A 24,340-nucleotide genomic window follows, 5' to 3' on the forward strand; every position below is an offset into this window, starting at 1 on the left:
TCACATCCTGAACACGCCGAAACGCGTGTCGCGTTGCGGCTGGCGGCCGGCCAGCTCGAACAGCAGGGCCAGCGTGTCGCGCGTCTCTAGCGGGTCGATGACCATGTCGCACCACAGGTTGGAGGCGAAGTTGTAGGGGCTGGCGAAGGCCTCGAACTGCTCGCGGATCGGCTGCTTGAAGCGCTCGCGCTCGGCGTCGGTCCAGCTCATGCCTTCGCGTTCGTGGATGCGGTCGCGCACCATCGTCAGCGTGGTGGCGGCCTGCTCGGGGCCCATCAGCGCGGCACGGCCGCTCGGCCACATCAGCATCGCATGCGGCTTGAACGGCCGCCCGCACATCGCAAGGTACGCCGCGGCGTACGAGCCGCCGGTGATGAGCGTGTAGCGCGGCACGCTGGCCGAGGCCATGGCGGTGATGAACTTGGCGCCGTGCTTGGCGATGCCCTCGCGCTCCACCGCCTGCCCGACCATGAAGCCCGACACGTCGGCCACGAACAGCAGCGGGATGTCGCGCTGGCAGGCCAGCTCGATGAAGTGCGCGCCCTTGACCGCAGCCTCGGAAAAGATGACGCCGTTGTTGGCCAGGATGCCGACCTGGAAGCCCTTGATGCGCGCGAAGCCACAGACCAGCGTGTCGCCGTACAGCGGCTTGAATTCCTGGAACTCGCTGCCATCGACCAGACGCGCGACGACCTCGCGGTTGTCGGTGGGGTGGCGCGTGTCGGCGCTGACGATGCCGTAGATCTCTCGCGGGTCGTGCAGCGGCGCGCGGCTCGGGGCCACGTTCCAGCGCTGCTTCGGCGGCGTGCCGAGGTTGGCCACGATGTCGCGCACGATGGCGATGGCGTGGCCGTCGTTCTCGGCCAGGTGGTCGGTGACGCCGCTGACGCGGCTGTGCATCTCGCCGCCGCCCAGCGTCTCGACATCGACCTCTTCCTTGGTGGCCGCATACACCAGCTCGGGCCCGCCGAGGAACATCGCGCCCTGCTTGCGCACGATGACGGCGATGTCGCACAGCGCCGGCAGGTAGGCACCGCCCGCGGTGGACGGGCCATGCACGGTGGCGATCTGCGTGATGCCCTCGGCCGACATGCGGATCTGGTTGTAGAAGATCGACCCGAACTGGCCGTCGTCCGGGAAGATGTGCGCCTGCTCGGGCAGGTTGGCGCCGCCGGACTGGACCATCGTGATGCATGGCAGCCGGTGCTGCCAGGCGAACATCTGCGCCCGCACGTGCTTCTTCGCGGTGATGCCGTAGTAGGTGGCGCCCTTCACCGTGGCGTCGTGGATCATCAGCATGCACGGCCGGCCGCTGACCAGGCCCACGCCGGTGATGATGCTGCCGCCGGGCGGCACGCCCTCGTACAGGCCCTCGCCCGCGAGCTGGCCGAACTCCAGGAACGGCGAGCCGGGGTCGAGCACCGCTGCCAGCCGCTCGCGCGGCAGCAGCTGGCCGCGCTGCTGGTGCAGGCGGCGCGCCTTCTCGGGCCCGCCGATGAGCGCCCGCGCACGGCGTGCGTGCAGGTCGGCGATGCGCGCGAGGTAAGCCTCGTGGTTGCGCGCGAAGGCCTCGCCGCCGGGCGAGACCGTGGAGGGCATCACCGTCATGGCCGCGTCCCGAGTTCCTTGCGCTGCGATTGCGCGAAGCGTTGCAGGTGGTGGTCGATGCCGCCGTCGGCCTTCTCGAACAGGGTCAGGCGGCGGAAGTAGTGGCCGATGTCCAGATCCTCGGTCATGCCGACGCCGCCGTGCAACTGCACGCCCTGCTGGGCGACGTAGCGCGCGCGCTCGCCGACCGCCACCTTGGCCGCCGACGCCGCACGCGCCCGCTCGGCCGGTGCAGCATCGGCATGCAGCGCCGCCATCACCACCATCGAGCGCGACGCTTCGAGCGCCGCGAACATGTCCACCATGCGGTGCTGCAGCACCTGGAAGCTCGCCAGCGGCGCGCCGAACTGCTTGCGCGTGGCCAGGTAGGCGCCGGTCTTGTGCAGCACGGCCGTCATCGCGCCCAGCGCGTCGGCGCAGGCGGCGATGGTCGACAGGTCGACGGCGCGCTCCAGCGCCTCCAGTGCACGCCCCGGGTCGCCCAGCAGTGCCGCGGCGTCGAGCTGCACGCTGTCGAGCCGCAGCTCGCCGGCGGACACGCCGTCGTAGCGCCGGTAGGGTTCGATGCGCACGCCGGCCGTGCCCACCGGCAGCGCGAACAGCGCAAGACCGGCGCGCTCGCCCGGGCGGCCGTCGAGGCGCGCACTGACGATGGCCATGTCGGCCTGCGGCAGGCCGACGACGCCGGTCTTGCGGCCGTCGAGCACCCAACCGCTGCCCTGACGCTTTGCGCGCGTTTCGACCCACGCGAGCGTGGGGCCCGAGTCGGCCTCGGTGCAGGCCAGCGCCAGCCGGCTGCGCCCTTCGACCAGCGGCGTCAGCAGCGCCAGTTGCTGCCCGGCGTCGGCCGCAGCAGCCACCGCCTGGGCCGCCAGCACGGTGGATGCGACGTAGGGCTCGAGTGAGAGCGCCGCGCCCATCGCCTCGCACACGGCGATCAACTCGGGCATGCCGCCGAAGCCGCCCACGGCCTCCGGCAGGCCGAGGCCCAGCCAGCCGAATTCGGCAAAGCGCGTCCAGTGCGCCGCCCCGGCCACGGCGTCGTCGGCTGACGCCAGCCGCTTCGCGCGCGCGTCGAAGCGGTACTCGGCGCGGAAGTACTTCTGCGCCGCATCACGCAGCATCTTCTGTTCGGGGGTGGGGTTCAGGTCCATGCGCGTGTCATCCGTTCAACGTGCCACGCCGGCCAGCATGGACTTGGCCAGCACCGTCTTCTGCACCTCGTCGCTGCCGCCGTAGATGGTGGCGGCTCGCAGGAAGGCAAAGCGCTCCATCGCATGGGCGTGGGGTGAATCGGCCAGCGCGCCCTGCGCGTGCCAGGGCCAGGCCTGTTCGGCGCCGACCTCGAGCGCCAGCTCCGACAATGTCTGCTGCACCGCGGTGCCCATCAGCTTGAGCATCGACGACTCCGGGCCCGGCGCTTTACCCGCAGCCATGGAGGAGAGCACGCGCAGATTGGTGAACTCCAGCGCCATCAGGTCGATCTCGGCACGCGCCAGGCGGGCGGACATGCCGGGCTGGTCGATCAGCCGTCCACCGCCCCAGCCGCGCGATTCGGCCGAGCGCAACACGTTGGCCATCGCCGCCTTCGAGTCGGCCACGCCGGCGATGCTGGTGCGCTCGTGCGTGAGCAGGTACTTGGCGATCTCCCAGCCCTGCCCTTCCTTGCCCACCAGGTTGCTGCGCGGCACGCGCAGGTCCGTGAAGAAGACCTGGTTCAGGTGGTGCTCGCCGTCGATCGAGACGATGGGCCGCACCTCGATGCCGGGACGGTCCATCTCGATCAGCAGGAAGGAGATGCCCTCCTGCTTCTTGCCGGTGCTGGCCGTGCGCACCAGGCAGAACATGTGCGTGGCCCAGTGCGCGTAGGTGGTCCAGATCTTCGAGCCGTTGATGACGTAGTCGTCGCCGTCGGCCACCGCGGTGGTGGCCAGACTCGCCAGGTCGGAGCCCGCGCCGGGCTCGGAATAGCCCTGGCACCACCAGTCCTCGCAGCGGCGGATGCGCGGCAGGTACTGCGCCTTCTGCGCCTCGGTGCCGAAGGCGATCAGCACCGGGCCCAGCATGATCACGCCCATCGACAGGCCCACCGGCGCGTTGGCGGCGGCGCGCTCCAGGTCGTACAGATAGCGCTGCGTCGGCGTCCAGCCGGGCCCGCCGTGCTCCTTGCGCCAGCCCACGACCAGGTAGCCCTGCTCGTCGAGGCGGCGCTGCCAGTGCACGATGTCGTCGCGCGTCAGCATCTGCCCGCTCTGGACCTTGCGCCGCAGGGCTTCGGGGGTGTTGGCCGCGAACCAAGCGCGCACGCCGCGCTGGAAGGCGCGGTCCTCGTCACTGAATGTCAGGTCCATCGGGTGGCAAACCTTCTTCGAAAGCGGGTCGAGCCGACGCGCGTGCGGCGCGGCGGCTTGCAGGCTTCAGAGCGAGATGCCGCCGCCGCAGATCAGCACCTGGCCACTGATGTAGTTGGATTCGGGCGTGCACAGCAGGTACACCGAGCCCGCGGCCTCTTCGGGCGTGCCGCCGCGGCCGAGCGGGATGGTGCGCTCCATCATCGTCATCAGCTCGGGGTTGACCCCCACCTTGATCTGCCGGCCCTCGACGTCGATCGAGGCGTTGCCGCCGGCGGTGGCTTCGGTCAGGCGGGTCTTGATCAGGCCGAAGGCCACCGCATTGACGTTGACCTTGTAGCGCCCCCACTCCTTGGACAGCGCCTTGGTCAGGCCGATGATGCCGGCCTTGCCGGCCGAGTAGTTGGCCTGGCCGGCATTGCCGCCGGTACCGGCGACCGACGAGATGTTGACCACCTTGCGGAACACTTCCTTGCCGGCATCGGCCTCGACCTTGGACTGGTGGCGGAAGTAGTCGGCCGCGGCGCGCAGGATCTTGAACGGCGCCGTCAGGTGCACGTCGAGGATCGCGTGCCACTGTTCGTCGGTCATCTTCTGCACCACGTTGTCCCAGGTGTAGCCGGCGTTGTTGACGATGATGTCCAGGCCGCCGAAGCCGTCGATCGCGGTCTTGACGAACTTCTCGGCAAAGCCTTCGGCGGTGACGCTGCCGGCACAGGCCAGGGCCTGGCCGCCCGCGGCCTTGATGGCGGCGACGGTTTCTTCGGCCGGTCCGGCGTCGAGGTCATTCACGACGACCTTGGCGCCTTCGCCGGCCAGTTTCATCGCGATGGCGCGGCCGATGCCGCGGCCGGAGCCGGAAACGATGGCCACTTTGCCTTCGAGCTTCTTCATGGGTGTCTCCAGAGAATGGGATTCGGTGTGGATGCGGGGTCAGTCCAGCGCGACGATGGCGTCGCCGCTGAGCGTGACCTGCTCGCCGTTGCGCAAGGCCGTCAGCTCAATGCGCGCGCAGGGGCGGCCGCGGTACTCGAGCTTCTCGACGACCTTGCCGCTGCACTGCACGCGGTCGGCCACCTGGGTGATGGCCGCGAAGCGCACGCCGTAGTTGAGCACGCGGCTTTGCGGCACCCACTGGGTGAGCGCGCGCGCCAGGTAGGCCATCGACAGCATGCCGTGCGCGAACACGTCCTTCATGCCGGCCTTGCGGGCAAAGTCGAGGTCGATGTGGATGGGGTTGTGGTCACCCGAGGCGCCGGCAAACAGGGCCAGCGTGGTGCGCGAGATCGGCGGCAGCTCGAGCATGGGCATGGCGTCGCCCACGTTCACGTTCTTGGGATCGAAACTCATCGTGCGTCTCCTCTCACTTCTCAACCGTGGCGCACGACAAGAATGCCGCGCATGTCGGCGACGTGCTCGCCGAGCTGGTTGGTGACCTTGGACTCGCGCACCACGAACTCGAGCAGGCCGCCCTTCTTGTCGTAGATGTCGGTGACCCTGGTCTCGATGCGCAGGGTGTCGCCGGCGCACACCGGGGCGTGGTAGTCGAAGTGCTGCTCACCGTGCAGCACCTTGCCCAGGTCGATCTCGAATTCCTGGATCATCTTCATCGACACGCCGGCATCGCTCTCGGCGCCGAAGAAGAAGGTGGGCGGCGCGACGATGCCGCGATAGCCCGCGGCCTTGGCCGCGGCTTCATCGGTGTGGATCGGGTCGGTGAGGCCGATCACCTTGGCGAAGAAGGCGATGCGCCCCTTTTCAACCGTCCACAGCGTGGGCGGCGGCGCATAGCCGATGTGCTTCCTGTCGATCATGGGTGTTGGCCCTTTGTTGATGGCATTCAAGCCGCTTGGTACAGGGTCACGACGCAGGCGCCGCCGAGCCCCAGGTTGTGCTGCAGGGCGGTGCGCGCACCCTTCACCTGCCGCTGCTCTGCCGTGCCGCGCAGCTGGTGCGTCAACTCGTAGCACTGCGCCAGCCCGGTCGCGCCCAGCGGGTGGCCCTTGGAGAGCAGGCCGCCCGACGGGTTGGTGACGACCTTGCCGCCATAGGTGTTGTCGCCATCGCGCACGAACTTCTCGGCGCCGCCCTCGGGGCACAGGCCCAGGCTCTCGTAGGTGATGAGCTCATTCTGCGCGAAGCAGTCGTGCAGCTCGACGACGTCGATGTCCTTCGGGCCGATGCCGGCCGCCTCGTAGACCTTGCGGCCGGCCTCCTTGGCCATGTCGTAGCCGACCACGCGCATCATGTCGTGCGCCTCGAACGTGCTGGGGAAGTCGGTGGTCATGGCCTGCGCGGCGATGCGCACCTGGCGGTTCAAGCCGTGCTTCTTGGCGTAGGCCTCCGAGCAGATGACGGCCGCGGCGGCGCCGCAGGTGGGCGGGCAGGCCATCAGGCGCGTCATCACGCCCTCCCACATCATCGGCGCGGCCATCACGTCGTCCACGCTGACCTCCTTGCGGAACAGCGCCAGCGGGTTGTTCACCGCATGGCGGCTGGCCTTGGCGCGGATGGCGGCGAAGGTTTCGAGCTTGGTGCCGTACTTGTCCATGTGCGCCTTGCCGGCGCCGCCGAAGTAGCGCAGCGCGAGCGGGATCTCAGGGTGCCCGACTAGTTCGTCGGTGACCTGGTCGAACTGCTCGAACGGCGTCGGGCGGTCGGGGAAGGCGGCCTTGATCGCCCCGGGCTGCATCTGCTCGAAGCCGAGTGCCAGCACGCACTCGGCAGCGCCCGACTGCACCGCCTGGCGCGCCAGGAACAGCGCCGATGAGCCGGTGGAGCAGTTGTTGTTGACGTTGAGCACCGGGATGCCCGTCATGCCCAGCGGGTACAGCGCGCGCTGGCCGCAGGTGGAGTCGCCATACACGTAGCCGACGAAGGCCTGTTCGATGGCCTTGTAGTCCACGCCGGCATCCTGGAGCGCCTGGCGCGCGGCCTTCTCGCCCATCACGTTGTAGGGCTCGCTGGCGCCGGGTTTGGCGAAGGGAATCATGCCGACGCCGGCAACGATGACTGTGTGGCTCATGGAAAGCTCCTGGGGTTGGACAAGACGTTGATGCCGCGGGGCCGGCACGTGGCCACGGCGCGGTTCATTCGGCGAGCCATTGACGCTCGACCTCGTGGCGCTGGATCTTTCCGGTGCTGCTGCGCGGGAACGCGGCCAGCTCGACGAACCGGATCTCCTTGGGAACCTTGAAGCCGGCGAGCTGCTCGCGGCAGCGGCTCAGCAGGGGCTCGCCGTCGGCAGCCGCACCCGGCTGCACGGCGACGAAGGCCACCGGTACCTCGCCCCAGCGCTCGTCGCGTCGGCGCACCACCACGGCGTCGGCCACCGCGGGCTGGGCCAGCAGCACGCGCTCGATCTCGGCCGGGTAGATGTTCTCGCCGCCGGACTTGATGAGGTACTTGACGCGGTCGACGAAGTCGAGCGAACCGTCGGCGCGGCGCACGAACAGGTCGCCCATGTGGAACCAGCCGCCGCGGAAGTCGTGCGCGTTCACCTCGGGCGCGTTCCAGTAGCCGGAGAAGAGCGTCGGGCCGCGCAGCACGGCCTCCCCGGGTGTGCCCGGTGGCACGTCGCGGTCGTCGGCGTCGACCAGCCGCACGCGGCAGAAGCCCGACTCGCGCTTGGCCAGGCTCGTGGGCACGACGCCCGGCGCCAGCAGCGCGCCGGAGGCCGGCGCCAGACCGGTCTCGGTGGCGCCGAAGCTGTTGATGTAGGGCGCACCGAGCAGGCCGGTCAGCTCGGCGATCTGCTGCAGTGGCACCAGGTCGGCCATCGCGCCCACCAGCCGCACGCCGCGCGGGCGCGTGCGGTGGCGCTTCAGACCCTCGATGAGCAGGTCGATCATGCCGGGCATCGCCACCAGCCAGCCGATGGTCTCGCGCTCGATGGTCGCGCACAGGCGTTCGATGTCCAGACCGTCCTGCACGACGACCTTGCCGCCGAGCATCAGCGTGGCCAGGCTGAAGTCGGTGGCGGCCATGTGGAACAGCGGGCTCCAGGCCACGTAGGCGTGTTCGGCGCCGATGCCGTAGTCGGCGGCGAAGCACATCGCACGCGCCACCATCGCGCGCTGGCTGATGACGGCGCCCTTGGGCAGGCCGGTGGTGCCGCTGGTGTAGAGGATGACCAAGCCCTGCTCGGCGTCGACCTCTTGCTGTGGATCGTCCTCGCTGCGGCCCTCAAGAAGGCCGTCGAACTCGGCATCCAGCCCGATCACCGGGCAGTCCGCCCAGCCGATGCGCGCCAGCACATCGGCATGGCGCCGCGAGACGAACACCAGGCGCGGCGACACGAGGCCGAGGCAATGCGCCGCCTCGCCGTCCGCCAGCCGCCAGTTCAGGCAGGCCACGATGGCACCGATCTTGGCCGCCGCGAGCTGCAGCCCGATGTACTCGCGCCGATTCTCCGCCAGCACCGCGATGCGATCGCCGGCACCCACGCCGCCGGCCAGCAGGGCCTGCGCGATGCGGCAGGCCCAGCCATCGAGTTGCCCGAAGCTCAGCGCGCCCTGCGCGTCCTGCAGCGCGGGCGCGTCGCGGCGCACGACCGCCTGCTTGCGCAGCAGGTCGGCGACGGTCAGGGGCAATGCCTTGCTCTGCATCCTTGGTTCGGGTTGATCGCGACTCGCGCCGAAGTCGGGGCGCCACGGGTCGGCCTGAGTCTACCTAACGCTTGACAGTTTTACAACGCCCCGTTAACCTTGTCGACGAATCTGGAGGCTGGCGCGCTCTTCCTGGGCGCGGCCCGCCAAGAACACAAAATCCAAGGAGACAGCCTTGCATTCGTACACGGCGCTGCGCTACGAGAGGCGGGCGCAGACCGCCTGGCTCACGTTGAACCGCCCCGACGCGATGAACGCGCTGTCGGACGCGTTGTGCGACGAACTCGCCGATGCCATCGGCCGCATTGAGCGCGACCGCGACGTGCGCGTGGCGGTGCTCACCGGCGCGGGGCGGGCCTTTTGCGCCGGCGCCGACCTGAAGGGCGTGTTCGAAGGTGGCACCGCTGCGCCGGACGATGAAGACCCGCTCAACGCCTTTCTCGACCGCATTGCCGGGATGATCGACCGGCTGCGCGTGCTGCCCAAACCCACCATCGCTGCACTCAACGGCCTGACGATGGCCGGCGGCCTCGAGCTGGCGATGGCCTGCGACTTGATCATCGCCGCCGAAGGCGCGCGCATCGGCGATGCGCACGCCAACTTCGGCGTCTTTCCTGGCGCAGGCGGCGCGGCCGTGCTGCCGCGGCGCATCGGCCCCACGGCGGCCAAGTACCTGCTGTTCACCGGCGACACGCTGCCGGCGGCCGAGCTGGTGCCGCTGGGCCTGGTGAACCGCGTCGTCCCCGACGCCGAACTCGCTGCCGAGGTGGACAAGCTCGCCACGCGCATCGCCTCCAAGAGCCCGCTGGTGCTGCGGCGCATGAAGCAGGCCGTGGCCGACGGGCTGGATCAGCCGCAGGCCACCGCGCTGCGCCTGGAGCGCCTGGTGCTGGATGCCCACCGCCACTCGCACGACATCCGCGAAGGGGTCGCCGCCTTCGTTGGCAAGCGCAAGCCCGAGTTCAAGGGCTGCTGACCCTTTCAAGGAATGCCCGTGAGCACCGCCGCCCTCCCCCCCGCCTACGTCGCCGGCGTCGGCATGACGCCGACCGGCAAGTTCCTCGACCGCAGCATCAAGCAGCTCACCGCCGACGCGGTGACCGCCGCTCTGGCCGATGCCGGGCTGGCCGTCGCCGACATCCAGGCCGCCTACTTCTCCAATGCCACGCAGGGCGTGCTCGAGGGTCAGACCATGGTGCGCGGCCAGATCGCGCTGCGCCCGCTGGGTATCGAGGGCATCCCGGTCTACAACCTGGAGAACGCCTGCGCCAGCGCCAGCTCAGCCTTCAACCTGGCAGTGCAGGCGGTGCGTTCGGGCGAGGTGGAGGTGGCACTGGCCGTCGGCGCCGAGAAGATGTTCTGCACCGACAAGGCCAAGATGTTCAGTGTCTTCGACGGGGCCTGGGACCTGCAGGACATCGAGGGCAACAAGACGACGCTGCTGGCCATGGGCCGCGGCATCGAGCCGCCCGACGGCAGCACCTCGAAGGCGCCTTACAGCCTGTTCATGGACATCTACGCCGCATTCGGCCGCTTCCACATGCGCGAGTTCGGCACCACGCAGCGGCAGTTCGCCGCGGTCGCCGCCAAGAACCACGGCCACTCGGCGCACAACCCGCTGGCGCAGTACCGCAACACCTACACCGTCGAGCAGGTGCTCGCGGCGCCGCCGATCACCTACCCGCTGACCCTGCCGATGTGCGCGCCGATCAGCGACGGCGCCGCCGCCGCCATCGTCTGCTCCGAGGCGGCGCTGGCGCGCCTCGCCGACCGGCGCCGCGCCGTGCGTGTGCTGGCCTCGGTGGTGGCCACCGGTACCACGCGCAAGCCCGAGGACGTGGGCGGGCACATCACCGCGAAGGCGTCCAGGCTCGCCTACGAGCGCGCCGGCGTCGGCCCGCAGGACATCTCGGTGGCCGAGGTGCACGATGCCACCGCCATCGGCGAGATCGTGCAGTCCGAGAACCTGGGCTTCTGCGAGTTCGGTGCCGGCGGCGCGCTGGCCGAGAGCGGCGCCACCACGGTGGGCGGGCGCATCCCGATCAACACCTCGGGCGGGCTCGAATCCAAGGGCCATCCGATCGGCGCCACCGGCATCGGCCAGTTGCACGAGCTGGTCACGCAGCTGCGCGGCGAGGCCGGCGCGCGCCAGGTGCAGGGCGCGCGGCTGGCCATGGCCGAGAACGGCGGCGGCCTCTACGGCATCGAGGAAGCCGTCTGCGCCATCACCATCCTCGGCCGCTGACGGCCCGCCGCAACAAGCCTCCGACAAGCCGACCGATCATGAATTTCCTGCCGACCGACGAACAACGCCTCGCCGTCGAGGGCTTCAACCGCTTCCTCGACACCAGGCTCGAGCCCATCGTGCGCCGCTACCAGCCCGACAAGCTGATCGAGAAGGAGCGCATGCTGGAGATCTTCCAGATGATGCTGCCCTACGGGATGGGCGGCAACGGCCTGATCTCGGAAGCGAACGGCGGCCTGGGCATGCCGTGGCTGACCTACGCGATGATGTACGACAACCTCGCCCGCGTCTCGGGCGACGTCGCCATCTCGCTGCTGATCCAGCAGTTGGGCGCCTACTCGCTGGAGGTGTGCAGCAACGACGCGATGCGGCAGAAGTACCTGCCGCGCATGGTGCGCGCCGAGATCATCGCCTGCAGCGGCATCAGCGAGCCGGGCGTGGGCAGCAACGTCGCCGAGGTCACCTGCCGCGCCAAGGCCGACGGTGACCACTTCATCGTCAGCGGCGAGAAGACCTGGATCTCCAACGGCCACTACTCCGATTTCTGCATGGTCATCGTACGCACGTCGGACGAGGGCGCGCGCGGCCTGTCGATGATCCTGGTCGACCGCCAGGAGCACGGCTACGAGAGCCGCAACATCGACAAACTGGGCCTGAACAGCACCTCCACCGCGCAACTCTTCTTCGACAACGTGCGCGTGCCGGCCGGCAACATGATGATCCAGGCCGGCACCGGCCTGAAGAACACGCTGGTGCTGTTCGAGAAGGCGCGGCCCATGGTCGGCCTGACCTCGGTGGGCATCGCGCAGGCGGCGCTGAACAAGGCCGTGGCCTACGCCAAGGAACGCCGCCAGCACGGCAAGCCGATCGGCCAGCACCAGCTGATCCAGGGCATGCTGGCCGACTCGGCGATCCAGCTCGACGCAGCGCGTCTCCTGATCTACCGCGCCTTCAACCTCATCGACCACGGTGTGCGCAGCGAGGTCGAAAGTGCCATGGCCAAGTGCTATGCCACGGAAATTGCGGTGGACGTCGCCTCCAAGGCGGTGCAGATCCACGGCGGCAACGGCATCACCAAGGACTTCGGCGTCGAGCTGCTGTTCCGCAACGCCCGCATGATGACCATCCCCGACGGCACCACCGAGATCCAGAAGCTGATCATCGGCCGCGCGCTGACCGGTCTCAATGCCTTCTCCTGACGTGACGTCGACAGCCCCCTCGTCCACGACGGCCGCGGTGCTGAAGGCCGAAGGCGTGACCCTGCGCTTCGGCGGCGTCACGGCGCTGTCGGACGTGAGCATCGAGGTGCGCGCCGACGAGATGCTCGCCGTGATCGGCCCCAATGGCGCGGGAAAGAGCTCGCTGATGAACGTGCTCAGCGGCTTCTACCGCCCCCAGCAGGGCCGGCTCGCGTACGAAGGACGCGACCTGCTCGGCCGCCCGGTGCACGAGATCGCGCGCCAGGGCGTAGTGCGCACCTTCCAGGGCACGCACCTGTTCCCGCACATGACGGTGCTGGACAACATCCTCATCGGCCGCCACGCGCACATGCGCGGCGGCCTGCTGCAGGCCTTTGCCTACTTCCCGTGGACGCAGCGCGAGGAAGCCCGGCATCGCCAGGTGGCCGAGGACATCGTCGACTTCCTCGAGATCGAGAACATCCGCCACCAGCCGGTGGGCTCGCTCGGCTACGGCCTGCGCAAGCGCGTCGATCTCGGCCGCGCGCTGGCCATGGAGCCCAAGGTGCTGCTGATGGACGAGCCGATGGCCGGCATGAACACCGAGGAGAAGGAAGACCTCGCCCGCTTCGTCATCGACGTGCGCGAGGCGCGCCGCATCCCGGTGGTGCTGGTCGAACACGACATGGGTGTGGTGATGGACCTCGCCGATCGCGTGGCCGTGCTCGACTTCGGGCGCAAGATCGCCGACGGCACGCCGGCCCAGGTGCAGGCCGACCCGGCGGTGATCCAGGCCTATCTGGGAGCGGCCGCTTGAACGCAATGGACGTTAGCCTGAAGCAGGCTGCCGGCAGCGGCGCCGCGATGGCCGAGCCGGCCCGTGGCGCCGTCGCGGCGACAGCAATGAAGACTCAGACGCTTCCGCAGATGCTGCTGGCCCACGCGCGCACGCGGCCGCAGCAACTGGCGCAGCGCGTCAAGCGCAAGGGCATCTGGCGCTGCCACACCTGGGCCGAGGTGCAGGACACCGTGCGCGCCCTCGCGCTTGGCGCGGCGGCACTCGGCCTCGAGCGCGGCGACACCGCGGTCGTCGTCGGCGAAAACGAGCCCGAGCACTTCTGGTCGCTGTTCGCGGCCCAGTCGCTGGGCGCGAAGACCGTGTCGATCTACCCCGACGCCACGGCCGACGAACTGCTCTACCTGTGCGAAGACTCGCAGGCCCGATTCATTTTCGCGCAGGACCAGGAACAGGTCGACAAGGCACTGGCCATCGCCGCCAAGCTGCCCGGCCTGTGCGGCATCGCCTACTGGGACGACGCCGGCATGTGGTCGTACCGGCACGACCTGCTGCACGGTTTCGACACCCTGTGCGCCGCCGGCCGCAAGGAGCACGAGCGCCACCCAGAGCGCTTCGAGCAGGCCGTCGAAGCGGGGCGCTTCGACGACCTGGCGCTGCTCACCTACACCTCGGGCACCACCAGCAAGCCCAAGGGCGTGATGGTCAGCCACCGCTGGCTGGTGGACAACGCCAGCCGCATGCTCAGCGCGCTGCCGCTGGAACCCGGCATGGAGTACCTGTCTTACACGCCGCTGGCCTGGATCACCGAGCAGCTGCTGGGCGTCACGCTCGGGCTGATGCTGCCGCTGGTGGTCAACTTCCCCGAGGGCCCGGATCAGGTGCTGCCCAACATCCGCGAGCTGTCGCCGCACATGGTGCTGTTCGGGCCGCGGCAGTGGGAGAGCATCGCCGCCACCATCGAGGCGCGCATGCTGCACGCCAGCCGCCTGCCGCGCGCGCTGTACCGGTGGAGCGTACGCGTGGGCCATGCGGTGCGCGTGGCGCGTCTCGAAGGGCGCACCGCGCCGCTGTCGGCTCGCCTGCTGCTGCCGCTCGCCGAACTTCTGACCCTGCACGCGGTGCGCGACCAGTTCGGCTTCCTGCGTTCGCGCATCGCGGTCTCGGGCGGCACCGCGATGGCGCCGGACGTGTTCCGCCTGTTCCACGCCCTGGGCGTGCCGCTGCGCAACATCTACGGCTGCTCGGAGTTCGGCCTCATCGCCGGCCACCGCGGCGAGCGCTACGACCTCGAGACCGTGGGGCCGCTGCTGACGGTGGCACCGGGCTTCGGCGCGGCGCTGGAATCCAGGGTCGATGCCAATGGCGAGCTGCTGCTGCGCGGCGGCACCGGTTTCCTCGGCTACTGGCAAAAGCCAGAGAAGACCGCCGCGCTCGACCGCGACGGCTGGTTCGCCAGCGGCGACGCGGTGCGCGCCACCGAGCGCGGCGAGATCGTCTTCCTCGACCGCGTGGAGCACCTCGTCAAGCTCGCCGGAGGACACGCGTATCCGCCGCAGTTCATCGAGACGCGGCTGCGCTTCTCGCCCTTCATCAAGGACGTGATGGTGCTGGGCGACGCGACGCGACCCTGGGTGGGCGCGCTGGTCAACATCGACATGGGCGTGGCCTCGCGCTGGGCCGAGGAGCGCCGCATCGCGTTCTCCACCTTCACCGATCTGTCGCAGCGGCGGGAGATCCGTGCCCTGGTGCGCGACGAGATCGCGCGCATCAATGCCTTCCTGCCCGAGGGCTCGCGCGTCGTGCGCTTCGCCAACTTCCCGAAGGAGCTGGACGCCGACGAAGGCGAGCTCACGCGCACGCGCAAGCTGCGCCGCGAGTTCCTCGAACAGCGCTATCGCGTGCTGATCGAAGGGCTGTACGGCGGCGCCACCGACATCGACTGCCAGATCGCCGTCACCTACCAGGACGGCCGACAGGGCGTGCTGCGCGCCAAGGTGACAGGCACCGATGTGATTACAGCGGCGGGCACGACATGATCATCGAGTTCCTCAACTACGCCCTCAACGGCGCCCTGCTCGGCCTGCTGTACGCACTGGTGGCGATGGGCTTCGTCGTCATCTACCGCGCCAGCAAGGTGTTCAACATGGCCACCGGCGAGATGCTGGTGCTCGGCGCCTTCCTCGTGTGGTGGGCGGTGGCCTCGCGCGGGCTGCACCCGGCGCTGGGCATCGCCGCGGCGCTGGTCATCGCGGTGGTGGTGGGGCTGGCGATCGAGCGGCTGTTCTTCCGCCGCCTGATCGGCGAATCGGTGTTCTCGATGATCATGGTCACGATCGGCCTGCTCATTCTCACGCGCGGCCTGGTGCTGGTGATCTGGGGGCCGCAGGAACGCGCGTTCCCCGCGCTCATCCCGCTCGCGCCGCTGATCGTCGGCGAGATGATCATCCCGCGCCCGCTCGCCGCGGCCGGCGTGGTGGCGGTGGTCTTCGCGCTCGCCCTGCATTGGTTCTTCAACCGCAGCCGCACGGGCCTGGCGATGTCGGCGGTGGCCGAAGACCACCAGATCGCGCTGTCCATGGGCATCAGCGTGCGCCGCTCGATCGCCTTCGCGTGGGCACTGGGCGGCGTGCTGTCGGTGATCTCGTCCATCGTCTACCTGAGCGGCAAGTCGCTGACCTTCCTGTCGTCCGAGATCGGCTTCGCGGCGCTGCCGGTGGCCCTGCTCGCGGGGCTGGAGTCGATCCGCGGGCTGCTGCTGGCCGGCCTGATCGTCGGCGTCGTGCAGGGTCTCACCTCGGCCTACATCGACCCTCTGATCGGCGGCAACGCCGCGTCGGTGGTGCCCTACATCTTCATGCTCGTCGTGCTGGCGGTGCGTCCCAACGGGATGTTCGGCTGGAAGCGCATCGAGCGGGTCTGAAAGAGTCTGCCCGCGATGGATCCCTCCGGCACCTTCTTCACGCGCTACGAGCACGACAGTGCGCTCGTGCGCACGCGCGCGCAGTGGCTCGCGCTGGCGCTGTTCGCAGCGGCGCTGCTGGTGTTTCCCTGGTTCGCCTCGCCGCGCTTGGTGGCGGTGGCCAACCTGATGTTCATCACCGCCATCGTCGTCGTCGGGCTGCAGATCACCACCGGCTGCGCCGGGCAGATCAACCTCGGCCAGGCGGCTTTCATGGGCGTGGGCGCCTACGGCGCCAGCGTGATGGAGGTCAAGCTCGGCCTGCCGTTCTGGGTGGCGGTGCCGGTGGGCGGCGTGCTGGCCGCCTCGGCCGGCTGGGCCTTCGGGCTCACCGCTTCGCGCATCAAGGGCTTCTACCTGGCACTGACCACCATCGCCGCGCAGTTCCTGTTCGTGTTCGTGGTGCTGAACCTGCCCTCGTCGTGGTTGGGCGGGGTCAACGGCTTCAGCCTGCAGCCGGCGCGGCTGGGGGCCCTGGTGTTCGACAGCGACCGCGCGCTGTACCACCTCTTCCTCGCCGCCACCGCGGTGATGGTGTTCGGCGCCTTCGGCATCCTGCGCAGCCGCCACGGCCGCGCGTTCGAGGCGGTGCGCGACGACGACGTGGCCGCCGGCATGATGGGCATTGACGTGGCCGGCACCAAGGCGCGCGCCTTCGTCGTCGGCGCCTTCTACGCCGGCATCGGCGGCGCGCTGTGGGCCTACCAGATCCGCTTCGTCTCGGTCGACCAGTTCACGCTGTTCAACTCGATCTGGTTCATCGCGATGATGATCGTCGGCGGGCTCGGCTCGATCGTCGGCGCACTGATCGGCACCGTGGTCATCCGCGCCGTGCAGGAGACCATCACCAGCGTCGGACCCGACCTGATCGAGCGCTTCCCGGCGCTCAGCACCGATCTGGTCTTCGCCAGCATGAACGTTTTCCTGGGGCTGGTGATCACCGGCTTCCTGCTGCTCGAGCCCAAGGGCCTGATGCACCGCTGGAACATCTTCAAGGCCACCTATCGCTTGTGGCCCTTCCCGCACTGAACCCGACCACCGACCCGCGCCGACATCGGCGCTTCAACCACGAGGAGATCCTCATGCATCGGCGCCATCTCGTCTCCAGCGGCCTCGTGCTCGCCACCGGCCTTGCGCTCGGCTCGGCGGCCTCGGCGCAGACCACCGTCAACATCGCCGCCCTCGCCGATTTCGCCGGGCCCTACGCCAACGTCATGAACGACATGCAGGGCGGGCGCAACGCCGTGGTCGACTGGTGGAACAAGGAGGTCGGCGAGAAGATGGGCGTGCGCATCGCCATCAAGACCTACGACACCCGCTACGACGTGGCCCAGACCGCGAGCCTGTGGCCGGGCATCAAGGCCGAGCTGAAGCCGGCAATCGTGCTCGGCCTGGGCGGGCCCGACGCCGCGGCGCTGCAGCAGCGCCTGCCCGAGGACAAGGTGCCGATGTTGTTCGGCACTGCCGCCTACGGCTTCGGCTGGAAGCCCGGGCAGTGGGCGCTGAACGTGCGCCCGACCTACCCGCACGAGGCGGCCGGCTTCCTCGAGTGGTTCCGCACTGCCAGGCTCGAGGGCAAGCGACCGGTCAAGGTGGCCATCATCACCTCGGAGGCCACGCCGGCCTACGCCGACATGGCCAAGGGCCTGCAGGCCTACGCCAAGGCCAACCCGGAAAAGGCCACCTTCGTCGAGGCCATCTGGACCGAGGTGCAGCCCGCCGACCTGACGCTGCAGGTGCGGCGCCTGGCCAACGCCGGCACCGACGTCATCGTCATCCAGACCAATACCGCGCAGGCCGTGGCCACCAAGCGTGCGCTGCAGGCGCTGGGCAAGAACATCCCGATCATGTTGTCGCTGCACAACGGCTTGCTCGGTTCGTCCAAGGCGCTGGGCAACCCCAACGGCTTCGCCGGCGACTTCGAGGTCGGCGCGATCGCCGACGCAAGCGAGGACGACACGCCGGCGCGCAAGTTCTTTGCGATGCTGCAGACGAAGTACGGCCTGAAGTCGAACTGGAACTCGATGACGATGCTCGGCCTGGGGCAGGCCATCGTCGCCGTCCGCTCGGTCGAGGCGGCGGCCAAGGCCAAGGGCGCCGCCGGCGTCACTGGCGAGGCCGTGCATGCGGTGCTGCTGGGCACCGCCTTCAGCGGCGCCGAGCTGATGGGCATTCTGCCCGGCGTGGACTTCAACCCGGAGAACCCATTCCCCACCGGGACGGCGAAGGTGAACGTCGCCACGATGAAGGACGGCAAGGTCGTCCGCGTGGCCGCCGACGCCCCGGTGCCCGCGATCCCGAAGTGGTGAGCCGGTGGCCGATGTGAGCGAGTCCGCCGTGGGCGAGGCGCGGCGCAGCGAGACCCCGGGCGCCACTGGCGCGGGCCCGGCGGTGGGCGCCGCAGGAGCGCCGCTGCTGGCGCTGCTCAACGTCGAGGTGCTGTATGCCGAGGTGATCCTGGCGCTCAAGGGCGTGTCGCTGCAGGTCGCGCCGGGGGGCTGCGTGGCGCTGCTGGGCGCCAACGGCGCCGGCAAGAGCACCACGCTGAAGGCCATCTCGGGTGTCATCGAGTCCGACGACGGACGCGTCTCGGGCGGCAGCATCGCCTTTCGCGGCCTCCCCATCCACGGCCACGAAACGGCCAGCGTCGTGCGCGGCGGCCTGGTGCACGTGATGGAGGGCCGGCGCGTGCTGCCGCACATGACGGTGGAGCAGAACCTGATCATCGGTGGCCACATGTTCCCGCGTGCCGCGCAGATGCGCCGCGCGCTCGACGGCGTGTACCACGCCATCCCGCGCCTGGCCGATCTGCGCACGCGCACCGCCGGCTACCTGTCGGGCGGCGAGCAGCAGATGCTGGTGATCGGCCGCGCCATCATGGCCGAGCCCAAGCTGATGCTGATCGACGAGCCCTCGCTGGGCCTGGCGCCGCGCATGATCGAGGAGGTCTTCGCGGTGCTGCACCGGTTGCGCGCGCAGGGGCTGGCGCTGCTGATCGTCGAGCAGAACACGCGCGTCGCGCTGGAGATCGCCGACTACGGCTACGTGATGGAAGGCGGGCGCATCGTGCTCGAGGGCCGCGCCGACGAATTGCGCGCCAACGAGGACGTGCGCGAGTTCTACCTCGGCCTGGACCGCGAGGGCGGGCGCAAGAGCTTCCGCGAGGTCAAGCACTACCGGCGGCGCAAGCGCTGGCTGGGTTGAATCCGACACATCGTCGATGGAGAGGCAAGGCATGCCGGGTCCGCTGCAGGGTTTGAAGGTCATCGAGTTCGGCGGCATCGGCCCCGGCCCCTTCTGCGCCATGATGCTGTCGGACATGGGCGCCGAAGTGATCCGCCTGGATCGGAAGGCGGACAAGGGTAAGGACCGCGGCGCGCCCGGCTTCCTGGCCTCGGGCCGGCGCAGCGTGCTGCACCGCGGCCGGCGCTCGGTGGCGGTGGACCTGAAGGACCCGGCCCACCGCGACAAGGTGCTGGCGATGATCGACGGCGCCGACGCGGTGATCGAGGGCTACCGCCCCGGAGTGCTGGAGCGCCTCGGCCTCGGGCCCGACGTGCTGCTGGCGCGCAACCCGAAGCTCGTCATCGGGCGCATGACAGGCTGGGGGCAGGACGGCCCGCTGGCGCAGGCCGCCGGCCACGACATCAACTACATCGCGCTGTCGGGCGCGCTGGCGACCATCGGCCGCAAGGAAGGCGGGCCGGTGGCGCCGGCGGCAATGATCGGCGACCTGGGCGGCGGCGGCATGATGCTGGCGTTCGGCATCGTTTGCGCGGTGCTCGAGGCGCGCACCTCGGGCAAGGGTCAGGTGGTGGACGCGGCGGTGCTCGACGGTGCCGCGCTGCTCACCTCGATCGTCTGCGAGCTGCGCGCGCTGGGCCTGTGGCGCGACGAGCGGCAGACCAACCTGCTCGACGGCGGCTCGCACTTCTACGACACCTACGAATGCGCCGACGGCCGCTGGGTCTCGATCGGCTCGCTCGAGCCGCAGTTCTATGCGCTGCTGCTGCAAAAGCTCAGTCTCGACAAGGACCCCGAGTTTGCGCGCCAGCGCGACCCGGCGGCCTGGCCGGCGTTGAAGGCCAGGCTCGCCGCCTTGTTCCGCACGCAGCCGGCAGCGCACTGGTGCGCGCTGTTCGAGAACACCGACGTCTGCTTCGCCCCGGTGCTCACCACCGTCGAAGCAGCCGCGCACCCGCACAACGCTGCGCGGGCCACCTTCTTCGAAAGCGAAGGCGTGGTGCAGCCTTCGCCGGCGCCGCGCTTCAGCCGCACGCCGGCGGCGCGGCCGGGGCCGGCGCCCTTCATCGGCGAGCACGACGACGAGTTGCTGGCTTGAGCGTGCTAGCAGCCATGCGACCGAGGGGCGCGACATGCAGCTGGGTCTGAAGGACCGGGTCGCCATCGTCACCGGCTCGGCGCGCGGCATCGGCGCCGAGACGGCGCTGGCGCTGGCGGAAGAAGGTGCATGCATCGTCGTCACCGACATCAACGGCGACGCCGCCGCGGCGCACTGCGCGGCGCTGCAAGGCGCAGGCCACCGGGCCATCGCCGTGGCGGCCGACGTGACGCGCCAAGCCGATGTCGAGCGCCTGGCGCAGGCCGCGGTGGCCGCCTTCGGTGGCGTGCACGTGCTCGTCAACAACGCCGGCTTCGCGCGCGATGCCCGCATCACCCGCCTCAGCGAAGCGGACTGGGATGCGGTGGTCGACACCGTGCTCAAGGGCGCGTTTCTCTGCACCCAGGCCGTGGCGCCGCTGATGGCCGCAGCGAAGTGGGGGCGCGTCGTCAACATCTCCTCCCGCGCGCACCTGGGCAACCCCGGCCAGGCCAACTACTCGGCGGCCAAGGCCGGCATCCTGGGCTTTTCGGCGGCGCTGGCGCTCGAGCTCGGCCGCGACGGCATCACCGTCAATACCATCGCGCCGGGCTTCATCGAGACCGACGGCGTGCGCAAGCTGCCGCACTACGCGAAGATCCGCGACAACGCGCTCGCCCGCACGCCCATCGGTCGCCTAGGCGTGCCGCGCGACATCGCCGCCGCCGTGTGCTTCCTCGCCAGCGAAGCGGCGGGGTACATCACCGGCGCCACGCTGCACGTGACGGGCGGACGCTACGCCACCTGAACGCACCTGAAGGAGCCGACACGATGGGCATGCCGCTGCTGCATGCGCTGCGCCTGAACGCACGCCGCCTGCCGCACCGCGAGGCGCTGCGATTTGGAGAGCAGGCCTGGCGCTACCCCGAGCTGCTGGCGCGCGCCGAGCGCGCCGCGGCAGCGCTGGCGGCGCTGGGCATCGCACCGGGCGAGAAGGTGCCGATGCTGTCGTACAACCATCCCGATTTGCTGGTGGCCTACTTCGCGCTGACCGGCATCGGCGCCGTGCCGGCGCCGCTGAACTACCGCCTCGCGGACCACGACCTGCGCCACGGCATCGCGGCCGCGCACGCGCGCTTCGTGCTGCTCGGCTCGGGCTTCGCCGAGCGCGCCGGGGCGCTGGCCGATGCCGCGTGGCAGCCGATCGTGTTTGCCGACTTCCCGCATGACGCGCCCGCGGGCGCCTGGCGCTGGGAAGAACTCCTGCAGTCCGCCGCGCCAGCCCCGCCCCAAGGCCGCGAGGGCAGCACGATCATGCTGCACACCTCGGGCACCACGGGCCGGCCGAAGGGCGCTTTACGCTCTCGCTTCGGTTTCGAGCAGCGCGCCATCGCGCAGGGCTTCGGCATCGACGACCGTACCTTGGCCGCCCTGCCGTTGTGCCTGAGTGCCGGCTGCGTGTACACGCTGCTGCCGTTGTACCTGGGCGCCAGCGTCACGCTGCTCGAACACTTCGACGCCGGCGCGGCGATCGAGGCGATCGAGCGCGAGCGCATCACATCCACCATGCTGCTGCCGGCGATGCTGCAGGCGATGGTCGATCAGCCGCGCTGGCGCGATGCCGACCTGTCGAGCCTGCGCGTCATCCAGTCGGGTGCGGGCACGCTGTCGGGCACGCTCAAGCGCCGGCTGCTCGAGCGCCTGGGCGAAGGGGTGCTCAACATCTACGCCGCCTCCACCGAGGTCGGACCCTATGCCAACCTCGACGGTGCCGACGTCAGCCGCCACCTGGAAGGCAACTGCGTCGGCCGGCCGTTCTTCGGCGTCGACCTGAAACTGCTGGGCGACGACGGCCACGAGGTGGCGCCCGGCGAGGTGGGCGAGATCTGCTGCCGCAGCGACTCGCAGTACGACGGCTACTTCGAGGACGAAGAACTCACCCAAAGCACGCGCCGCGGCGACTACCTCACCGTCGGCGACCTCGGCCGCATCGACGCCGACGGGCTGCTGCACTTCGTCGGCCGCAAGCGCGACATCATCAAGAGCGGTGGCATCAACATCTACGCCTCCGAGATCGAACAGGTGCTGCAGCAGCACCCCGCCGTGGCCGAGGTGCACTGCATCGGACTGCCCGACGAGCGGCTGACCGAGCTGATCTGCGCCGTGGTCGTGCCGCTCCCCGGTGCCGCGCCCGCGGCGGACGAACTGGCCGCCTTCGCCGCCGCCCGGCTGGCCGCCTACAAGAAACCTCGCCGCGTCGTCTTCATGCCCGAGGTGCCGAAGAACCTGACCGGCCGCGTGCTCAAGGCGCAACTCGTCGAGCAGGTGCTCGCGCTGCCCGCGGCGCAACCGGAGTAGCTTCATGCAGCTGTCGAGCGTGGGGCCAGAGCCCTGCTTCTTCGAAGACCTGGAGGTCGGTGCCGCCTTCGACAGCCCGACGCGCACGATGACCGAGGCCGATGTCGTCAACTTCGCGGGCCTGTCGGCCGACTTCAACCGCCTGCACGTCGACGCCGAGTATGCAGCCGGCACGCCCTACGGCCAGCGCATCGCGCACGGGCTGCTGGTGCTGGCGCTGATGTCGGGGCTGGTCACGCGCATGCTGCTCAACCAGCAGCTGGAGCCCAGCCTGATGGGGTTGCTCGACATCCAGTGCCGCTTTCCGAAGCCCATCTTCATCGGCGACACGCTGCGCGTGCGCGTGGAAGTGGCGGCGAAGAACGAGACATCGAAGCCCGACCGCGGCGTGGTGGCCTTCCGCCGCCAAGCGCTGAACCAGCGCGGCGAGGTGGTCGTCGAAGGGACCTGGAAGCTGCTCGTGCGCCGCCGCCCGGTGTGAAGCTCAACGCCTCGTCGCACGACGGGCCATCAGCAGTGCCGACAGCAGCGCCAGCGTGAAGGTCAGCCCGACCAGCAAGAAGGGGTCGCGGTGGCCACCCCGGAGCCCTGCGCGGCGAACACGCTGCCGAGGTAGTTCGCCGCCCCTGACTGCCACAGCGCCGTGGTGGCGTCGCTCTGTGCCAGCAGGCCCGTCAAGCCGCGCAACGGCTTGACGGTCGTGCCATTGGCAGCGTCCTGTGCGCCGTGTAGGTGTCGATGTGGAGCATCAGCCACCGCTCCAGCGCGATCCATAGCAGGTTGACCCCGATCACCCCCGAGCTAGCACGCGCTGCCGTGGCAGCGGCCCACCTGCCGACCATCGTAGCGCCCCGCGGGGCGAATCGCTGTCCAAGGATGGGGCGTCGTCAGGCTCGACGGCGCTCAAACGCGACGAGGTTCAGCGCGTTCTGGACGAAGTTTAGGCGCAACTTCGCAGCGGCGGCATTCGCGTCCAGGTGCATCTGGCCCATTGCAACGCGGCCGAGGAGATCGGTCGGCGCGTCGCCGTTGACGCACGCCCCGTGCAGCACTCTCGTCGCCGTATCGCACACGGAGGAAGGTTAAACCTTGCCCGCCCTCAACGAAAGCGCGAGAAGTCCGGCTTGCGCTTTTCGAGAAAGGCGGTAGCGCCTTCCAACTGCTCGCCGGTCTCGAAGTAGTTCGGCGCAACCTCCTCGATCAGCTCCTTCATGTCGCGCTGCATGATCGGCGCCATGTGGTGATAGAAGGACCTTTTGAGGATGCGCAGGCAGGTGGGGCTCAGCGCCAGCAGTTCGTCGGCGAACTTGCGCACCTCGTCGTCGAGCTTTTCCTTGGGAACAACCGAGTTCGCCAAACCCCAGTCGAGCGCCTGCTGGGCCGTGTAGCGACGGCACAGCATCCACAGCTCGCGGGCGCGCTTATGGCCGAGCACGTTGGCCGCGTGCGAAACGATGTAGCCACCCGCCGGCGAGCCGACGCGCGGCCCGTTCTGGCCGAAGATGGAGTGGTCGGCTGCCACGGTGAGGTCGCAGAAGTAGGCGATGTGGTGGCCGCCGCCGATAGCGTAGCCGCTGACGCGCGCGATCACTGGCTTGGGGCACTCGACGATCTGGCGATTGAACGTGAAGTTCAGGTCCTCCAGCCCGCTCTTGCCGCCGCTGCCCTTCTCCCAGTTGACGTCGCCGCCGACGCAGAACGCGCGGTCACCGGTGCCGGTGAGCACGATCACGCCGACCTTGCGGTCATTGGCCGCGACATCCAGTAGCCGCTGCATCTCGACGATGTTGTCGCCGGTGAAGGCGTTGAGCTGCTTGGGCCGGTTGATGGTGATGGTGGCGACGTAGTCCTTGACCTCGAGATAGACCTCTTTGTCCGACATGCTCGTAAATCTCCTGTAGCGGTTGAAGGGAA

At 69.5% G+C, this 24,340-nt stretch carries 23 protein-coding genes; 13 read left to right on the forward strand and 10 right to left on the reverse strand.

The features are described from left to right. The 8 genes from Q392_RS02030 to Q392_RS02065 form a co-directional block, all read right to left on the reverse strand. Nucleotides 1–1,608 carry an acyl-CoA carboxylase subunit beta gene (locus tag Q392_RS02030; protein WP_038200726.1) on the reverse strand — a complete coding sequence of 536 codons (1,608 nt, stop codon included), beginning with the start codon at nucleotides 1,606–1,608 and terminating at the stop codon, nucleotides 1–3. Further along, nucleotides 1,605–2,762, reverse strand: coding sequence for an acyl-CoA dehydrogenase family protein (locus Q392_RS02035; protein WP_038200727.1), 1,158 nt, complete (start codon nucleotides 2,760–2,762; stop codon nucleotides 1,605–1,607). Before Q392_RS02035 ends, Q392_RS02030 begins: the two co-directional genes overlap by 4 nt. A gap of 15 nt (nucleotides 2,763–2,777) precedes the next feature. Next, nucleotides 2,778–3,959 (reverse strand): acyl-CoA dehydrogenase family protein, encoded by a 1,182-nt coding sequence (locus Q392_RS02040; RefSeq protein ID WP_038200729.1) that lies wholly within the window; start codon nucleotides 3,957–3,959, stop codon nucleotides 2,778–2,780. Between the two features lie 66 nt (nucleotides 3,960–4,025). Beyond that, nucleotides 4,026–4,853, reverse strand: a complete 828-nt coding sequence (locus Q392_RS02045; protein WP_038200730.1) for an SDR family NAD(P)-dependent oxidoreductase — start codon at nucleotides 4,851–4,853, stop codon at nucleotides 4,026–4,028. Between the two features lie 39 nt (nucleotides 4,854–4,892). Further along, nucleotides 4,893–5,309, reverse strand: coding sequence for a MaoC/PaaZ C-terminal domain-containing protein (locus tag Q392_RS02050; protein WP_038200732.1), 417 nt, complete (start codon nucleotides 5,307–5,309; stop codon nucleotides 4,893–4,895). 20 nt (nucleotides 5,310–5,329) lie between these two features. Continuing rightward, nucleotides 5,330–5,773, reverse strand: coding sequence for a MaoC family dehydratase N-terminal domain-containing protein (locus Q392_RS02055; RefSeq protein ID WP_038200733.1), 444 nt, complete (start codon nucleotides 5,771–5,773; stop codon nucleotides 5,330–5,332). Between the two features lie 26 nt (nucleotides 5,774–5,799). Continuing rightward, the gene (locus Q392_RS02060) at nucleotides 5,800–6,984 is read right to left on the reverse strand and encodes a lipid-transfer protein (protein ID WP_038200734.1); all 1,185 of its coding nucleotides are present in this window, start codon (nucleotides 6,982–6,984) and stop codon (nucleotides 5,800–5,802) included. A 64-nt stretch (nucleotides 6,985–7,048) separates the two neighbouring features. Next, entirely contained in the window at nucleotides 7,049–8,551 is a 1,503-nt protein-coding gene (locus tag Q392_RS02065; RefSeq protein ID WP_239656133.1) for a class I adenylate-forming enzyme family protein, read from the reverse strand. Nucleotides 8,552–8,741: 190 nt separating this feature from the next. On the opposite strand from Q392_RS02065, the gene Q392_RS02070 reads away from it, so the two are divergent. The 13 genes from Q392_RS02070 (at nucleotide 8,742) to Q392_RS02130 (ending at nucleotide 22,907) form a co-directional block, all read left to right on the forward strand. After that, on the forward strand, nucleotides 8,742–9,542 hold the full coding sequence (locus tag Q392_RS02070) for an enoyl-CoA hydratase/isomerase family protein (protein ID WP_051952709.1): 801 nt from the start codon (nucleotides 8,742–8,744) through the stop codon (nucleotides 9,540–9,542). 18 nt (nucleotides 9,543–9,560) lie between these two features. Then, entirely contained in the window at nucleotides 9,561–10,811 is a 1,251-nt protein-coding gene (locus Q392_RS02075; RefSeq protein ID WP_275576951.1) for a thiolase family protein, read from the forward strand. A 38-nt stretch (nucleotides 10,812–10,849) separates the two neighbouring features. Beyond that, entirely contained in the window at nucleotides 10,850–12,010 is a 1,161-nt protein-coding gene (locus Q392_RS02080; RefSeq protein ID WP_038200742.1) for an acyl-CoA dehydrogenase family protein, read from the forward strand. Beyond that, on the forward strand, nucleotides 11,997–12,806 hold the full coding sequence (locus Q392_RS02085; protein ID WP_051952712.1) for an ABC transporter ATP-binding protein: 810 nt from the start codon (nucleotides 11,997–11,999) through the stop codon (nucleotides 12,804–12,806). The genes Q392_RS02080 and Q392_RS02085 overlap by 14 nt, the downstream gene beginning before the upstream one ends. Before the next feature lie 86 nt (nucleotides 12,807–12,892). After that, nucleotides 12,893–14,824, forward strand: a complete 1,932-nt coding sequence (locus Q392_RS02090) for an AMP-dependent synthetase/ligase (RefSeq protein WP_038200893.1) — start codon at nucleotides 12,893–12,895, stop codon at nucleotides 14,822–14,824. Continuing rightward, entirely contained in the window at nucleotides 14,821–15,708 is an 888-nt protein-coding gene (locus tag Q392_RS02095; protein ID WP_171023932.1) for a branched-chain amino acid ABC transporter permease, read from the forward strand. Before Q392_RS02090 ends, Q392_RS02095 begins: the two co-directional genes overlap by 4 nt. A 15-nt stretch (nucleotides 15,709–15,723) precedes the next feature. Then, a complete protein-coding gene (locus Q392_RS02100; protein ID WP_038200744.1) occupies nucleotides 15,724–16,776 on the forward strand; it encodes a branched-chain amino acid ABC transporter permease in 1,053 nt (350 codons plus the stop codon). 53 nt (nucleotides 16,777–16,829) lie between these two features. Continuing rightward, nucleotides 16,830–18,056 carry an ABC transporter substrate-binding protein gene (locus Q392_RS02105; protein ID WP_038200896.1) on the forward strand — a complete coding sequence of 409 codons (1,227 nt, stop codon included), beginning with the start codon at nucleotides 16,830–16,832 and terminating at the stop codon, nucleotides 18,054–18,056. A 13-nt stretch (nucleotides 18,057–18,069) separates the two neighbouring features. After that, a complete protein-coding gene (locus Q392_RS02110) occupies nucleotides 18,070–18,951 on the forward strand; it encodes an ABC transporter ATP-binding protein (protein ID WP_412179559.1) in 882 nt (293 codons plus the stop codon). Between the two features lie 31 nt (nucleotides 18,952–18,982). After that, entirely contained in the window at nucleotides 18,983–20,089 is a 1,107-nt protein-coding gene (locus tag Q392_RS02115; protein WP_038200745.1) for a CaiB/BaiF CoA transferase family protein, read from the forward strand. A 34-nt stretch (nucleotides 20,090–20,123) separates the two neighbouring features. After that, entirely contained in the window at nucleotides 20,124–20,876 is a 753-nt protein-coding gene (gene fabG / locus Q392_RS02120) for a 3-oxoacyl-ACP reductase FabG (RefSeq protein ID WP_038200746.1), read from the forward strand. 23 nt (nucleotides 20,877–20,899) lie between these two features. Further along, entirely contained in the window at nucleotides 20,900–22,426 is a 1,527-nt protein-coding gene (locus tag Q392_RS02125) for a class I adenylate-forming enzyme family protein (RefSeq protein WP_051952714.1), read from the forward strand. Between the two features lie 4 nt (nucleotides 22,427–22,430). After that, nucleotides 22,431–22,907, forward strand: coding sequence for a MaoC/PaaZ C-terminal domain-containing protein (locus Q392_RS02130; protein ID WP_038200747.1), 477 nt, complete (start codon nucleotides 22,431–22,433; stop codon nucleotides 22,905–22,907). 62 nt (nucleotides 22,908–22,969) lie between these two features. Here the strand turns inward: Q392_RS02130 and Q392_RS32600 are convergent, their stop codons facing one another. Then, on the reverse strand, nucleotides 22,970–23,113 hold the full coding sequence (locus Q392_RS32600; protein WP_157007720.1) for a hypothetical protein: 144 nt from the start codon (nucleotides 23,111–23,113) through the stop codon (nucleotides 22,970–22,972). Between the two features lie 412 nt (nucleotides 23,114–23,525). Further along, the gene (locus Q392_RS02135; RefSeq protein WP_038200748.1) at nucleotides 23,526–24,308 is read right to left on the reverse strand and encodes an enoyl-CoA hydratase-related protein; all 783 of its coding nucleotides are present in this window, start codon (nucleotides 24,306–24,308) and stop codon (nucleotides 23,526–23,528) included. Nucleotides 24,309–24,340 lie beyond the last annotated feature (32 nt).

It is taken from the genome of Xenophilus azovorans DSM 13620, from assembly GCF_000745855.1.
Lineage (GTDB): Bacteria > Pseudomonadota > Gammaproteobacteria > Burkholderiales > Burkholderiaceae_C > Xenophilus > Xenophilus azovorans.

What these genes read in the sequence shown, in the direction of transcription:
- Q392_RS02030 (WP_038200726.1), bottom strand. Translation starts at nt 1,608, where the DNA reads ATGACGGTGATGCCCTCCACGGTCTCGCCCGGCGGCGAGGCCTTCGCG.
- Q392_RS02035 (WP_038200727.1), bottom strand. Translation starts at nt 2,762, where the DNA reads ATGGACCTGAACCCCACCCCCGAACAGAAGATGCTGCGTGATGCGGCG.
- Q392_RS02040 (WP_038200729.1), bottom strand. Translation starts at nt 3,959, where the DNA reads ATGGACCTGACATTCAGTGACGAGGACCGCGCCTTCCAGCGCGGCGTG.
- Q392_RS02045 (WP_038200730.1), bottom strand. Translation starts at nt 4,853, where the DNA reads ATGAAGAAGCTCGAAGGCAAAGTGGCCATCGTTTCCGGCTCCGGCCGC.
- Q392_RS02050 (WP_038200732.1), bottom strand. Translation starts at nt 5,309, where the DNA reads ATGAGTTTCGATCCCAAGAACGTGAACGTGGGCGACGCCATGCCCATG.
- Q392_RS02055 (WP_038200733.1), bottom strand. Translation starts at nt 5,773, where the DNA reads ATGATCGACAGGAAGCACATCGGCTATGCGCCGCCGCCCACGCTGTGG.
- Q392_RS02060 (WP_038200734.1), bottom strand. Translation starts at nt 6,984, where the DNA reads ATGAGCCACACAGTCATCGTTGCCGGCGTCGGCATGATTCCCTTCGCC.
- Q392_RS02080 (WP_038200742.1), top strand. Translation starts at nt 10,850, where the DNA reads ATGAATTTCCTGCCGACCGACGAACAACGCCTCGCCGTCGAGGGCTTC.
- Q392_RS02085 (WP_051952712.1), top strand. Translation starts at nt 11,997, where the DNA reads ATGCCTTCTCCTGACGTGACGTCGACAGCCCCCTCGTCCACGACGGCC.
- Q392_RS02090 (WP_038200893.1), top strand. Translation starts at nt 12,893, where the DNA reads ATGAAGACTCAGACGCTTCCGCAGATGCTGCTGGCCCACGCGCGCACG.
- Q392_RS02095 (WP_171023932.1), top strand. Translation starts at nt 14,821, where the DNA reads ATGATCATCGAGTTCCTCAACTACGCCCTCAACGGCGCCCTGCTCGGC.
- Q392_RS02100 (WP_038200744.1), top strand. Translation starts at nt 15,724, where the DNA reads ATGGATCCCTCCGGCACCTTCTTCACGCGCTACGAGCACGACAGTGCG.
- Q392_RS02105 (WP_038200896.1), top strand. Translation starts at nt 16,830, where the DNA reads ATGCATCGGCGCCATCTCGTCTCCAGCGGCCTCGTGCTCGCCACCGGC.
- Q392_RS02115 (WP_038200745.1), top strand. Translation starts at nt 18,983, where the DNA reads ATGCCGGGTCCGCTGCAGGGTTTGAAGGTCATCGAGTTCGGCGGCATC.
- fabG (WP_038200746.1), top strand. Translation starts at nt 20,124, where the DNA reads ATGCAGCTGGGTCTGAAGGACCGGGTCGCCATCGTCACCGGCTCGGCG.
- Q392_RS02125 (WP_051952714.1), top strand. Translation starts at nt 20,900, where the DNA reads ATGGGCATGCCGCTGCTGCATGCGCTGCGCCTGAACGCACGCCGCCTG.
- Q392_RS02130 (WP_038200747.1), top strand. Translation starts at nt 22,431, where the DNA reads ATGCAGCTGTCGAGCGTGGGGCCAGAGCCCTGCTTCTTCGAAGACCTG.
- Q392_RS02135 (WP_038200748.1), bottom strand. Translation starts at nt 24,308, where the DNA reads ATGTCGGACAAAGAGGTCTATCTCGAGGTCAAGGACTACGTCGCCACC.